The organism is Arthrobacter sp. 10N43 (genome assembly GCF_056394525.1).
Map to the genome: position 1 here is coordinate 23,801 of NZ_JBFTIA010000021.1, position 13,405 is coordinate 37,205.

Sequence of the window (13,405 nt, forward strand, 5' to 3'; positions counted from 1 at the left end):
CTGCTGAGTCCAAATGGATTACGCCATAACCGCGCCCGTCAGCCTTCGTCCTTTGCGACGGCATAGAGGTCGTCGGGGTTCCAGACCTGCTTGGCGATGTCGCGGTAGAGGTTGCCTCGCTCGATCACATCAGCAGCCTTGAACTGTTCGTGGGCATTGAATGGCAGCCCGCTGGTCTTGGCGAAGGACATGAATCCGGGGTTCTTCTCGTAGCTCAACGGATTGAGGCTGGCAGCCAGCAAGTTCTGGCCAAAGTAGTGCGGCAGCTTCTTCTCGTAGGGGTCGTCGTTGTAGCTGGCGTTGAACTGCTTCGGAAGCAACAGCAGGTCGCCGATGCGGTTGCGATGCCTGGCGAAGTCGGCCTCATGGTCGAACTCGTCGTTGTGTCGCTCGAAGTGGTCGGCCCAGATGTGTTCGACCTCGTACCGCACCTTCGTGCCGTTGGTCAGCTCAATGTAGGAAGAGCTACGGCCGGACCTGACGCTGATGTAGTCCGTGATCCTCGCGAGGATTTTGTGCAGCTGCCCCCGGTTTTGTTGGTGGACGTACAAGTTGTCGTTGCCGTCAAAGTTCTCGTCGATCTTGAGCAGAGTGTCCCGGAGGGCCGTGGCGAGCTCAGGCACCGTGAGTCCGCGGATGTCGCGCATGACGTTGAACATGGCGTACTGCATCGTCGAGTAGGCGGTGGCCCGGAAGTTCCAGATGCGCCAGGCGAGCAGGATGTCCGTGAAGCGGCCGACGATCTCCAACTTCTGATCAATGACATGTTTGCTGTCCTCGACCAGAAGCGGGGCGAGAAGCAGCTGGTCCTGCAGCGTGAAGCCGAGGTCGGCGTTGTAACGGATGAACCGCAGTGGGCTGTCAGGGAGGAATGTTCCCCTAGAAGCCTGGAGAATGCGCCCGTACTGGTGACTGTAGAAGTCGAGGTCGCGGGTGACGAATTCATGGAAGTCTTCGCGAGACTTGAGCCCAATACTGTCGTGGGCGCCGCGGAGCCAGCGATGAAATTCCGTTCCGATGCGGTCCCAGTCTTCCGGCCTAGCGCCCTTCCTGCGTTCGCGGATCTTGGTTGAGTATTGGCTGCGGAGCCAGGTCTTGAGAAAGTCCGAGCTGGCGTCATCGGCGCGGTCCTCAAGGGTGCGGAGTCGTTTGCGCCAGATGTCGTTTGCCGTCGTGCGGGGCTTGCCGTCTTCCATGTTGGACAGGAGATAGCCCTTGAGCATGTCGGCCGGAGTGAGTTTGAGGCCACGGTCGTTCATCGTCTCAAATATCGCGTACGCATCGTCGTCGGAATAGGCAGTGATTTGCACGAGCTGGACCCTGTCTTTGAGCCAGTCAATGAAGAATGGAAGTGCCTGCTGTCTCAGCTCCTCCGGGAAAAGACCGTCTAACTCGCTGTACCGTGCAACGAGCGTGTGGACTGACTCCGGCGCCTCAGCGGGCGGTTCATACTCGCCGGTCTCGAAGAGTCCCTCCATGCAATCCGTGCGGTCAGGAACAGCGAGATTGAACGACTTCTCGCCGAACTTCTCAGAGAAGATCAGCTGGTCAATGTCGACTGCATCGTCCCGCCCATATTGCAGGCGCCGCAAGTACGTGAGCAGCAGGGTGAGACTGGTCAGTCGCTGTTGGCCATCGACAATGAACGGCTGGCTGCCTTTCTGCGAGACGATAATCGAGCCAAGGTAATAGCCCGGGTACCCGGCCACGTCCTTACGGGCGTGATCAGGCTGGTGAAGCTCGAGAAATTTTCGGGTTAGGTCAGCGACGAGCTCGGCTAGCTGCTTTGTTTCCCATTTGTACTCGCGCTGGTAGTAGTCGATCGAGTACTTCTTCTTCTCAAGCACCTCTGCCACCGTCTTGGCCACGCCATCGACAGTGCGATCCGTTTCGCTCTTTATTGTGACGCTCACGTCATCCCCCTTTTTCGCCGCAGTGCCAACCGAATAATCAGACCATACGGGCGTCCGTATCGACAGAAGCTTCCGACTGCTTATCGTGCCGCCAGCGAAACAGCGGCCAATTGTTGACGACAATTGTCGGTGCAGGCGTGCGTCTGGGTAACCTCAACTCACTCAGCGGACAGCTTCTTCGCCATGGCAACGACGTGGGCTTACTAACAAGTGCGACGTGGACCGAGACCTAGCAGATCGCTTACTAGACTCTCAGGGTGCGAGAGACTGATTTTTTCGAAGAGGTAGAGACCAACGATGTTTGGGCCGTCCAGCAGTACCAGCTGAACTCCGGGTTCATAGAGCGAATTCATACCGGGACGGTTCAGACTGCTACTGACGTTGAAGTCGCCGTTCCCCTGGCCCGGGTCGTCCATGACGAGTTTCTAAGCCGCGGCACTGACGATAACCCCAGGATCTCGGTCCATGAGTCCCGTGCGGTGATGACCGCTCTTAGAGCCGTGCTGAAGCGCCTGGGTGTCGACTTCAAGCCGCCGTTTACTGATTTTGATGCGTTCTACAAATACTGGAAAAACAACGGCGGTTCCGGATCCTGGGCGGCGCGTCGGAGGATGCTCGCGGAACTGTTCGACCCTTTGCACGAACAACTGGCTGATCTAGAGGCCGGTACCGTCGCCTCGACCCTCGCGGAACCAGTAACTTCTAGGCCCCGCACGGGTTGGACCCGAGTTGATGAAGAAATCACGGAACTGCGGCGGCACTTCCAGAACGCAACAACGGAGCAGGACTACCGCAATGTCGGCAATGACTGTGTGATTATCCTGGAACGCCTGTCTGAGGCTGCCTATGTTCGCGAACGTCATCTGTTCGAAGGCGAAGATGAGCCTTCTGTGGCCAGCACAAAGAACCGCTTGGACCGAGTGATAGAAGTCGATCTTGCCGGTCCGAAGAATGCTGCGCTCCGAAAACTGGTGAAGGCGGCTATCGAGCAGGCCCAAGGCGTCAAACATGGCGCGACGATAAACCGGCAGTATGCCGGAGTGGCTGCGGACTCTGTCATCCTGCTCGCGAATATGCTGCGGCGCATCTCGGGTGGCCAGGCGTAGGACTCAACCTCAGCCCTGCACCCCGGGTGCGTGTCAGCTACGACCTTCACTGCGACGGCTCCAAAACGCCAATGTCACCTCGGGCGGACCGTGTCGGCACGCAGGGGTGAGGGCAAGAAGCGGCGCCGAAAGGCGTATAGAAGGGACAAGGGTCCGTGAATTACGACGACTTTCAGCTCGCCTTATTCTGGGTGCTATCCAGAGCCCCAACGGTTAACCCGTTTCCTACTCATATTTCTTTTCCTGAGAAAGCTCACCGGCGGCCGTCGTGTAGCGGAAAGCACGCTTGCCCGGAGCTTGGACTGAACCAGACCACACCTGAAAGGACACCCGGATGGCTATATCTACTTTGTCCCGAAAATTGCTTTGGGGTCGCGCGGCCAGCCATTGTGCGATGCCCTCGTGCCGTAGAACGCTGGCCCACCAGTCCGACTTCAATGGCGACGCCGTTCTGGTAGGCGAAGAGGCTCACATTGTGGCTAAGAGCCCCGATGGGCCCCGGGGCGACTCCCCGTTATCGCCAGAGCATCGCGATGAGTACAGCAATCTCATACTTCTCTGTCCAACTGACCATGCACTGATAGACAAAGCCCCGGAAGACTTTTCCGTTGGCTTCCTGTTGGATATGAAGGCACAGCACGAGGCCTGGGTGCGAACAACCCTCGGGGCCGCGTCCAATCCCGCAGATGAAAAGTGGGCAGCCCTAGTCGATAATCTGACGGCCAGGTTGAGCTTGGATACATGGCACAAGGATGTCAGCTCTGTACTCAGCGGCGGAGAAGCAAGCATGGCTGTCTCAACCGAAGAACGACTACGCGCCTGCTTGCATTGGATTGCCACACGGCCGTGGCCGAAAGGCCATGATGACCTGCGCAAAGTGATCGAGACGATCGGGCACTTCATAAATGAGCTACTGAGCACGTTTTCCCAGCATGCCGGTCCGGACCGCAGCGGCAAGCGTCTCCGCTTCAAAGCCTTTTATAAGATCCCCGTCTGGGACGAAGTGCTTTATGAATCACTCCTCAACGAATACAAAGAATGCCGCCATTATCTCGCCGATATCATCCTGGAGCTGACCCGATACGCAAACCTGTTCAGCGACATCGTCAGGGACGAGATTGATCCGGATTTCCGGGATGAACAGGGATACGCAACGCTCATCATCGAAGGCGACATCCTCCGGTTCGATACCTACGTCCCTCGGTTCTCACAGGAAGAGATATCTGAAATCGTTGCCTCCGAGAATCCGTTTCATGCTTTTGGCGAAGTCCGCTCGGCACGAACCCCCCGCTTCTCGTGGTGAGGGGAGAAGCTTCCAATCCGCGCTGGCCTCTAGGGCACCTTACTCAGCCGCGCTGAAGAAGCTCTTCGGGTCCTCCGTGCCCAGGAGACCGCGGTGGAACGCACCGGCATCCACCGGCCCGATATCGGCGAAGAGCACCGCTACCGTCCTTGAATGGACGACGGTATACCGGGTGAGGCCGTCCAGCCACGAATGAATCCCGGTGTAAAATCCAACCTCCAGCACCTATAAGGGCTCGACAACGGCAAACTTCCTGGCCACCGTCGAGGGAGCACCGATCAGCGTGCGCCGGTACCCGTCGACGTGCACGCGGCGCACTGCGAACAGATCCAGTCTGTGGCCATCGAGCCAAGTGCAGTAGTCGAAGAGATCTCGGCTATAAGCAGCCAGCGTGTGACGCGAAAACTGCGCCAATTGTCAGGCCGCAATAATTTGGGCGTGTCTTTCTACATCTCCTGCAATCACGTTACTCTAAGCGACGTCCACAACCCGAGTCTCTGGCAAACCCACAACATAACGGTCATTATGTTGTGGGTTAACTGCGCACTCTCGGCCGAACAAGCGGCCAGCAGCCTGGTCGGTGTTTGCACGACGACACGCCGGTATCGGAACCTGCGCCGACAGGTTTTGCCGGCGGGTGCCGCGGGAGGATGGGCTCAACTCCTGCGAGCCTAACGTCGCCTCATACTCTCGTACTAGGTTCGAAGAACCCCCTTGTGCAATGGCGAACGTCATGCCAGAGTGCGCCAATGATTGAATCCGATGCGACGGTCGCGCGCGCACTCAGCACAATTCCAGTTCGTGCGTCTCGCCAAATGACCGCCACCGAGTATCAGGTGCGCGTGGCCGAGGTCCTCAACCTTTTTGAAATCGAAGCGGTGGGGAACGAAACGGGAATTCGTTACGGGGACGAGGGCGTTGAGCTGGAAGATCAGCCCTTAGAAGCGGCCGTTCGCATCCTCATTGGGAGGCGATTCGGCATCCCGGAAGCAATGCAGTAGCCCAACAGTAGGGGTCCTTCGGATCCAGTGTCGCGTTCCTGGGTCTTGGTCCAGACTAAGGGGTGGCATCGGTCGTTCCAGCCGTCACACCGGTCCTGAATCAAACTGCCATATTCACCTGGCCGGAGCCGTAAGGGTTCCGCCAGGTTCACCCCCCACTTATACGGAGTTATAGGGGGTTATGGGGTTTTTCCTATAACCCACTATAACTCCGCATAACTTCGTATAACCCCGCATAAGTCCGTATAAGTGGCAATAGTTGGCCATGGAGTGTCTCTGGGCGGTGCTGGTTTGGTTGACGATGACTGGTTTAGATGTCCCTGTCGCACGGGGGTGGATGCTGAACAACCTGCTCAGTATCAGAGTCACGACCCGGACGCAGCAAAATATCGCCCCAATGGAGGACCGTTCCGAGCCGGCACCGTGGCAAGATGACATCCATCATGGACAGGCAGTTGCGGCGCGCTCCTGACGCGGAATGGGTGTTGATGTACCGGCTCGGGCTGAGCCGGAAACGCATCGCTGAGCTGGTGGGGGCCCAACCCGCCGCCGTCGGTTACCACCTCGTCATCGCGCGCCGCCGGGACCCGGAGCTCATGGTGGCACATCTGGCCGCCGCCCACACCGGAACCAGCCCCTCCCCTGCGGCCCTTGCCCGCATGGAACAGATCATCGTCTGGACTACGGCCGAGCAACGGTTCCCCCGCGACCGCTCCGAGAACAAAGAGGAACGATCAATGGCCCGGTGGTTCTCTGACCGCCGGCGCGAGGCAGCCCAAGGCACCCTTCACGCGGCCTACGGCGAAGGCCTTGCCCGAGTCCCCGGATGGGGCTGGAACCCCAGGACAGCGTCCGAGGAAGCCAGATGGCACCGACGGCTAGCCCAGCTCGTGGACTTCCGCGAGGAAGGCAACGATTGGCCCCGCCACAAGAAGTGCGATTCTGAGCGGGAACACACTCTCGGCGTGTGGGTGCATGCCCAGCGGCAAAAGCACCGTCGCGGCGAGCTCGAAGCTGAAAAGGTCAAACTTCTGGACGCCGCCGTTCCCGGTTGGCAGGCCGGGAGGACCAGGGGCCGCCCTCCCCGGCGATGACCAGAAGGTTGCGCCCATTGTGTACAGGTGGAGCCTCCGCACAGCTCAAAGCTGGGCTGTCCCCGTTGGCATGCAACCCGTTTCTGTTGGATCGCTTCTGTCGCCATGAGCTGCCCGCCGGCCAGTTCGGACGGACGCCGGCCGGAGCCGGGCTAATACGGGCTCAGTGCGCTTTCCATACCCGCATGCATAAAGCCATATCCAGAAAGTTGGATATGCGATCAGTCCGTATTCGGCTTGCAAGGGAACTCATTTCTTGCCTCGGCCCGCAGAGGTTATTCCGTGACGGAACTCCACATCGTCGCCATTGCCTTCACCGAGCCGGCCAAGCGGGAACACTCTCTTTTGTTGGGAGCCGCTTCCGTCCATCACATCTTTTCGTGAACGAGCTCAACCGAAGCTTCGCGGAACCGACGCCGAACTATTGCGCCACCGCCGCCGCCATCGCATAAACATGCGCCGGCATCGGCCGGTGCAACTTCCAATTGATCGCAATCGGCTTCTCCCCCGAGTGCTGAACGTAATCCACCTGGCCAAGGCACGTGTACGGAACAGTCAGGCCGGTCTCGTCCTCTGAAGTACCCCTAGTGAAGATCAGAATCCTCGAGCCATACGACGTCCTGTCCAAATACCGTTTGCCCGTCGGACTCCCCGGCGACGTCGCGTTCTGCGATTCCCAGTGGAACAGTTCCGGGCTGATGGCGTAGTCCTTGTACATCGTGGTTGCCGAGTGCTTCTTGTCATCTTTGTTGAGAGTGACGAAAAATGCGTCCGTGGACGTCGCCGGGCACCACGCCACACCTTCCCGGTGCTGAACATTCTTGCCGACCTCCAGCGAACCGTACTGCAATGCCGCCAGAACCTCCTCACGCCGGTAGGTCGCGTGCGAGAGCAGCGGAACGTGCTGCAGCCCCGCTCCGAGGCCCTTGGCGGCATGCTTGGACGCCGCCACTCCCAGCTTCACGAGCTGGCGGATCTCGCTGCACACAAACTGGTAACCGCGCAGGAAGTCCAAGCCGGCGTCGTACGACTGGAAACCGCCGCCGTCGTCCCAGAGAGTGTAGAACAACATGCGGGCGAACGTCTGTTCTCGCATGCCGAGGTCCGCGTATCGGGGCGCGTCGGCGTCGACGAGCATTGAGTAGGCCTCGGCCCGTTCCGGATCGTCCACGTGGATCAGCGCAGCCATACGGCCGAGGAGCTTCTTCTCGTCGGCGTCGGACAAGTCCTGCAGCCTGCCGCTGAGGACGGCCTCCAGCGGCGAGAACCCGTCGATCAGGCCGGCTTGGCGAAGGTAGCCGGTCCATGAATCCTTGGTCGAACGGTAGATCGACTTCACGTCGTTCCCGGACTGCTCGAGATACGCCGACAGCTCAGTCTCCGCGTACGAGGTGATATCCCGGACCAGCTGCGCCCGGTTGAACCGCAGCTGAGCCCTGATGTTGTCCAGCACCACCTTCTGAGCCACCCGGTCCAACACAATTTGTGAGCCCGACGGCAGGTACGGAAACTCGTCCTCAACGGCTTTCTCCAGCTCCTTCCGCCCGTAACCCGTCAGCGCCCGGTACCGCAGGTCGAAGCGGAACTCACGGCGCTGCTGGCCGATGAAGTCCATGACCGTCAGCACGGCCTTGCCCTCGGCACGGCGCAGCCCGCGTCCCAGCTGCTGGAGGAAGATCGTGGCACTCTGCGTGGGCCGGAGCAGAAGTATGGTGTCCACCTGAGGCAGGTCCAGACCCTCGTTGAAGAGGTCGACGGCGAAGATGCAGTTGATCTCCCGTCGGCGGAGCCGCTCCAGCGCCGCCGAGCGGTCGGCGGCGTCGGTGCTCCCGTCGACGGCAGCGGAGGCGATGCCGGCGCGGTTGAACACCTCGGCCATGTAGTGCGCGTGCTGGACCGAGACGCAGAAGCCGATGGCCCGCATCTGTTCCGTGCTCGTGACCTTGTCGCGCAGTTCGCGGATCACCTTGGCGGCGCGGGCGTCGTTGCCGGTGTAGAGGGTGTTCAGCTGCGCGGTGTCGTAGTTGCCGCGCTTCCACTCCAACTGGCTCAGGTCGACGTCGTCCGAGACGCCGAAGTAGTGGAACGGCACCAGAAGGTCGGCGTCCAGGGCGTCCCAGAGGCGCAGTTCGCTGGCGGTGCGGCCCTCGAAGAACTGCTTGGCGACGTCGACGCCGTCGCCGCGTTCCGGCGTCGCGGTCAGTCCGAGGAGCTGCTGCGGCTGCAGGTGGTCCAGCAGCCGGCGGTAGGTGGGTGCCATGGCGTGGTGGAATTCATCGATGACCACGACGTCGAAGAAGTCCGGTGCCAGCTGTTCAATGCCGAGGGATGACAGCGACTGGACGGAGGCGAAGATGTGCTTCCACTGCCCGGGTTTGTGTTCCCCGACGTAGAGTTCGCCGAAGGCGCCGTCTTGCATGACGTCACGGTAGGTGCGGATGGCCTGTTTGAGGATTTCCTGGCGGTGGGCGACAAAGAGCAGCTTCAGATCACGGCCGGCCGCTTCACTCAGGCGTTTGTAGTCCAGTGCTGCGATGACGGTCTTCCCGGTGCCGGTCGCTGCGACCACGAGGTTGTGGTCGAAGCCCTTGAGCCGCTCGGCCTCCAGGTCTTCGAGCATCTCCTCCTGGTGGAGGAACGGCTGGACTTCGAGTCCGGTGGCTGCCCCTGGAATTGCGGTCCGCCGGCCGCCGTTGCGTTCCAGGGCGGCGTCCAGCTTCTCGCCGTCGCGTTCCGGATCGTAGCTTTGGAAGGCGCGTTGCGCCCAGTAGCTGTCGAAGGTGACCTCGAACTTCTGCAACAGGGCCGGTGTGCCGACCGAACTGAGGCGGACATTCCATTCCAGGCCGTCGAGGAGGGCCGCTTGGCTGAGGTTGGAGCTGCCGACGTAGGCGGTGTCGAATCCTGAGTCGCGGCGGAACAGCCAGGCTTTGGCGTGCAGGCGGGTGGCCTGGGTTTCGTAGCTGATCTTCACCTCAGCCCCGTACCGGTTCACGACCTCGTCGATGGCGCGGCGTTCTGTGGCGCCCATGTAAGTGGTGGTGATGACGCGGAGTCTGGCACCGCGTTCCCTGAGCTCCTCAAGCGCAGGGTGGAGCAGCCGGAGGCCTGTCCAGCGGACGAAGGCGCACAGTAGGTCGACGGTGTTGGCGGACTCGATCTCGGTCCGGAGCTCCGCAGCGAGGTTCGGATCGTCTTTGCTGTTGGTGAGCAGGGCACTGTCCGACAACTTCGTAGTGGGGCGGCGAAGGTTGCGGCGTTTGAGTGTGTCCGGCCGGTGGAGCGAGTGCAGTTGGCTGGGGCCTTCAGCGATGCGGTCGCTGTGCTGGATCTCTTGGAGGAGCTTGTTCGCAAGGGCCACGCGTTCGGTGGGTTTTGCTGCTGTCAGGGCTTGGCGGACTGCATCGGCGACGTGGCGGGAGAGGATGTCTGGGCTGTCTTCGTCTTCTATTCCCGCGAAGATCGGCTGAAACCCTGATGTGCGCCCCAGGCGTGCGCCGAGCAGGTCCGTGTTCAGAAGTTCGTATAAGCCCTCGGACAACTGCTCCGCAGCCGCGTCCCCAATGAAGTTAGTCACTGCGTCAGGTTATGGGTTCGGTTCCCGAAAGGCCAACCAATGAAACGAAAGAGTTGAAATTATTCAGCAATTTCTTGGTCGCGGCCCAGATCGCTCACCTCCGTTACGTTTAGTTAAACTTCGACGATCAATGTAGCGGTCAACGCTAAAACCGAAAGCGAGCACTACCGGAAAGCTTGCAGCGGCCAAAATCTTCCCGCCACACCAAGCGGCGGAGAGAAACGAGCATTTCCTACTGGCTCCAGCGATTCGCATGAAACAAGACTTCTTCAAGAATATCCTCACTGCTTTTTACGTCGGCGTTACGTATTCCCAGGCTTACAAGCGGCAGTTGAGCAACTTCGTCTTCAGTATGTCTCAATCGGGCCTGGACCTCCGCGTCACCTGCCTTGCGCAAGCGAAGCCGGCTTTCCGTCAGGGAGGACTCCGGCGATGGCAGCAGCATTACCGTCAGAACCCTATTGGGGAAGCGTAAGGCTGTTCGAACGGCAATTTTCGCCAACGCATGGATAAAGACATGATCATTGGACATGACCGCATCTTGAACGTCGGATAAGTACGCCCCGTAGTACTCATCGAAAATGTAATCCCAGTCGTTGAGCTGACCTTCCAAAATTAGGCTGCGAAAATGATCACGTGAGACGAAGTGGTACTCACCACCCTGTGTTTCCCCGGGGCGCATCATTCGAGTCGTGATCGGAGTAATAAGAGAATAACGCGCCGCCACTGCACTACTGCAAAGACGACTCTTACCCACGGCAGAAGGCCCTGACACAACAATTAACAAGATAATCCCTAAAATAGCTCTGGCTGGGACACAGCAGGTGCCGAAACGCTGCCGTGCAGAAACCGGATAACCTGGCTTACACAATCCGCGCGATAATCGTAAGACCGAAACTCTCCTGGCCGCATCTCAGCATAGGTCTTCTTACTCCCCGCGGGCACAAATATGGAGTGAAAATTATGAGGAATGACGTAAGGAAAATAATCTGCCTCTTCATGCAAGATCCGCTCCTGGAAGGAAATACGACCGCTGCGTTCCGACCTAAACACAGAATAGTTTCCATCCCTTGTCAATACCCCCATTTGACACACAAAGGTAGCTTTACGCCGTGCGGATCTACCCATTAGATTCAACAACCCAGAAGAACCAAGCGCGTTCCACCATCGCTTCGTGTCTGGTCCTGGCAGGATGGGCGAGTTAGCGAAGTCAGCATTGAAATGCTCCACAAAAAGCATTGTGTCTTCGAGAATCAGGGGGTAAGAGTCCGTCTTAGCAGCAAAACGCGCTAGGCGCTTGAGTGGGTCTCTCACAAGGATTTCTTCCTCAAGAAGTCCTTGACCATCAACCTGAGGCTCAGGCGGAGAGGCCCCAATGGTACTCTTCCTGGTCGTAATGCCCGCGGCGCGGAAAAGGAAGTTGTACTGGCCCAACTTGACCGGGCTTCCTGTAGAGAGGTAAACCTCGCGGCACTCCAAGTTCGGCACTAACAGCCGTATTCTCTCTAACACAGCCGAAGGGACTCGCATTCGTTGCGATCCTTCAGATTTATCTGTTGATTCACGAAGTGCTTCGAACGTCACGGAATTTGCCGAGTATTCGCAAACACGCATTGAAGGAGTCTCAGCCAGTTCAGCCTTAGTAGAATTGGCGCACTCGAAATAGACAACAGGTAGAAATACCCGCTCGACCGTTTGAAACAAGACTGCGGCCAAAAGTTGCATCATGTCCATAATGCGCGGCGTCGCAAAGTCGTCAATGCTGATCCGCAAGGAACCGAAACCTAAAACGTCAGGATGCGAGGGAGACCACACATGCACTTTTATAGGGTGTGCATCTTCCGCAGCGGCAAGTAGCTGGATGAAGGACGGTGTAGCGGTCGGTTCGCATAATCTCGCCCCTGGAGGATTCAAAAGCCTCCATGAGGTGTGCTCGGTACGGCTACTTTGGTTCACGGCTGAAAACAATCACATAGGAAACGTCAAAGTAGCGGTCTACAGCAGTCGCTGTGTCCACTTTAGTGACAAGCCGCACCAAACGGTCACCTGCTACGTCGGTAACGAAGCTAGCATCAGTACTTACCCCTGAATTCCCGGCCTTGGGCGATGCAAAGACCAGGAGGGGGAACATGTCGTCTTCCGGCTGAACCTTCAAGTCTTGTGTAGCCGTGGCAGTGCCTTTGATCATGGGCACGGTGACAGCTCTTTCCAGAGCGGTAAGGTTATGACTCTGCAGCTGCTTTACTTGTGCAGGTAAATCTTTATAATCGTTCATGGTTGCGCCGAGCCACAATATTGCACTGACTAGGGAAATAAGGCCGATGCCGCCTATGAATTTTATCCAATTTTCTCTAACAAATTGCTTTGTTGCTAATATTCGCTGATGTCGCAGGGGCAAACTGGAGATCTTCTTCTGGGGAAAGGGATCGGCATCGCCGACGACGATCTTTTTCCAGTTTTGGCCGAAGTGATGGCTCTTGTTAGCAAACGACTCGGAGTCGCCTCTACTGATGGTAGTAGATTTAACCTCGTAGAAGTGGCAAGCGCCGATTTTTTCGCCTATCTGGAGCTCTATAGGAAGCCGACCGTGGTTGACTATGTGAAAAACTAAGACGCCGTTCCATAGAGGATCGATGTAGGACGCTGACAAAACCACCCCAGCGGTTGCGTGCGTCAAACGGGGGAGAGTTATGGCTCCCCATTTCTCGCCGAGTCGAATGCTCTCGATCGAGTTGACCGTAATATTCTCACCCGGGCGAAGCGAGATTCGACCGTTAGTTTCACGTAAATCGAATACCGATTTACGATCCTTAAAATTTTTCCGGTCGCGGCTCCGACCGTAGTTGTGACTGTATACGAGGGGACCGAGTGTTATTCCAAGCCGGTTGCCAAAGAAGTTCTCATCGAAAATCTCTTTGCCACGATTGTTGGTTCTGACACTTAACGGATGGTTGACATGTGATTCCTCCAAGTTCGACGGGTCGAAGGCGTAGGTTATACCGATGGAATCAGCGCTAATGAGCTTCATGACTTCCGACTTGCTTAACATAAACTGCTGTCCGTTCCTGCCCCCAGAGGCGCATGGATGCTTGGGCGCATCCTCTAACTTCCTATACCCGTAGAACACCTAGAACACCGTCACGGACACTTCCATTGACAAGCTCCAGTGAACCTGCCGGCCGGCATGTGTCAGATGATCACGAGAGCGAGCATACAACCAGGGACCCTCATAGGCTGCTTCAGGCGTAATGTAATAATTGCAGCTGCCGACTAATGATCGGAAGCCGAACACGCTATGGATGCTTTTCACTGAGGCGCAGACAGACTCCCGGGCATTGCCGCATAATCAGCGCCATCAGGATGTCCAGGTACTACGGCTTCGAGTCGTGGCCCAATTGCTGCGACCGCCGG

11 protein-coding genes are annotated in these 13,405 nt (G+C 58.1%); 4 read left to right on the forward strand and 7 right to left on the reverse strand.

Features of this window, described 5'->3' with window-relative positions:
- Nucleotides 1-38 precede the first annotated feature (38 nt).
- Nucleotides 39-1,913 (reverse strand): DUF262 domain-containing protein, encoded by a 1,875-nt coding sequence (locus AC1DDO_RS22070; RefSeq protein WP_476972764.1) that lies wholly within the window; start codon nucleotides 1,911-1,913, stop codon nucleotides 39-41.
- A gap of 257 nt (nucleotides 1,914-2,170) precedes the next feature.
- On the opposite strand from AC1DDO_RS22070, the gene AC1DDO_RS22075 reads away from it, so the two are divergent.
- Both AC1DDO_RS22075 and AC1DDO_RS22080 read left to right on the forward strand, forming a co-directional pair.
- Nucleotides 2,171-3,019, forward strand: coding sequence for a hypothetical protein (locus tag AC1DDO_RS22075; protein ID WP_476972765.1), 849 nt, complete (start codon nucleotides 2,171-2,173; stop codon nucleotides 3,017-3,019).
- A gap of 475 nt (nucleotides 3,020-3,494) precedes the next feature.
- On the forward strand, nucleotides 3,495-4,322 hold the full coding sequence (locus AC1DDO_RS22080) for a hypothetical protein (RefSeq protein WP_476972766.1): 828 nt from the start codon (nucleotides 3,495-3,497) through the stop codon (nucleotides 4,320-4,322).
- Nucleotides 4,323-4,361: 39 nt separating this feature from the next.
- On the opposite strand, the gene AC1DDO_RS22085 is transcribed toward AC1DDO_RS22080, so the two are convergent.
- Together AC1DDO_RS22085 and AC1DDO_RS22090 are read right to left on the reverse strand one after the other, a co-directional pair.
- The gene (locus AC1DDO_RS22085) at nucleotides 4,362-4,547 is read right to left on the reverse strand and encodes a hypothetical protein (protein ID WP_476972767.1); all 186 of its coding nucleotides are present in this window, start codon (nucleotides 4,545-4,547) and stop codon (nucleotides 4,362-4,364) included.
- Complete coding sequence (locus tag AC1DDO_RS22090) at nucleotides 4,548-4,736, reverse strand: site-specific integrase (protein WP_476972768.1); 189 nt, start codon at nucleotides 4,734-4,736, stop codon at nucleotides 4,548-4,550.
- A 335-nt stretch (nucleotides 4,737-5,071) separates the two neighbouring features.
- Here AC1DDO_RS22090 and AC1DDO_RS22095 point away from each other — a divergent pair, with 335 nt between their 5' ends.
- Entirely contained in the window at nucleotides 5,072-5,323 is a 252-nt protein-coding gene (locus tag AC1DDO_RS22095; RefSeq protein ID WP_476972769.1) for a hypothetical protein, read from the forward strand.
- 431 nt (nucleotides 5,324-5,754) lie between these two features.
- Entirely contained in the window at nucleotides 5,755-6,417 is a 663-nt protein-coding gene (locus AC1DDO_RS22100; protein ID WP_476972770.1) for a helicase associated domain-containing protein, read from the forward strand.
- A 421-nt stretch (nucleotides 6,418-6,838) separates the two neighbouring features.
- On the opposite strand, the gene AC1DDO_RS22105 is transcribed toward AC1DDO_RS22100, so the two are convergent.
- From AC1DDO_RS22105 to AC1DDO_RS22120, 4 genes are all read right to left on the reverse strand, one after another.
- Nucleotides 6,839-9,994 (reverse strand): DEAD/DEAH box helicase, encoded by a 3,156-nt coding sequence (locus AC1DDO_RS22105; protein ID WP_476972771.1) that lies wholly within the window; start codon nucleotides 9,992-9,994, stop codon nucleotides 6,839-6,841.
- A 232-nt stretch (nucleotides 9,995-10,226) separates the two neighbouring features.
- Nucleotides 10,227-10,769, reverse strand: a complete 543-nt coding sequence (locus AC1DDO_RS22110) for a hypothetical protein (protein WP_476972797.1) — start codon at nucleotides 10,767-10,769, stop codon at nucleotides 10,227-10,229.
- A gap of 20 nt (nucleotides 10,770-10,789) precedes the next feature.
- Nucleotides 10,790-11,767 carry a non-canonical purine NTP pyrophosphatase gene (locus AC1DDO_RS22115; RefSeq protein WP_476972772.1) on the reverse strand — a complete coding sequence of 326 codons (978 nt, stop codon included), beginning with the start codon at nucleotides 11,765-11,767 and terminating at the stop codon, nucleotides 10,790-10,792.
- A gap of 169 nt (nucleotides 11,768-11,936) precedes the next feature.
- A complete protein-coding gene (locus AC1DDO_RS22120; protein ID WP_476972773.1) occupies nucleotides 11,937-13,022 on the reverse strand; it encodes a dCTP deaminase domain-containing protein in 1,086 nt (361 codons plus the stop codon).
- Between the last annotated feature and the right edge of the window lie 383 nt (nucleotides 13,023-13,405).

What these genes read in the sequence shown, in the direction of transcription:
- AC1DDO_RS22095 (WP_476972769.1), top strand. Translation starts at nt 5,072, where the DNA reads ATGATTGAATCCGATGCGACGGTCGCGCGCGCACTCAGCACAATTCCA.
- AC1DDO_RS22120 (WP_476972773.1), bottom strand. Translation starts at nt 13,022, where the DNA reads ATGAAGCTCATTAGCGCTGATTCCATCGGTATAACCTACGCCTTCGAC.
- AC1DDO_RS22100 (WP_476972770.1), top strand. Translation starts at nt 5,755, where the DNA reads ATGACATCCATCATGGACAGGCAGTTGCGGCGCGCTCCTGACGCGGAA.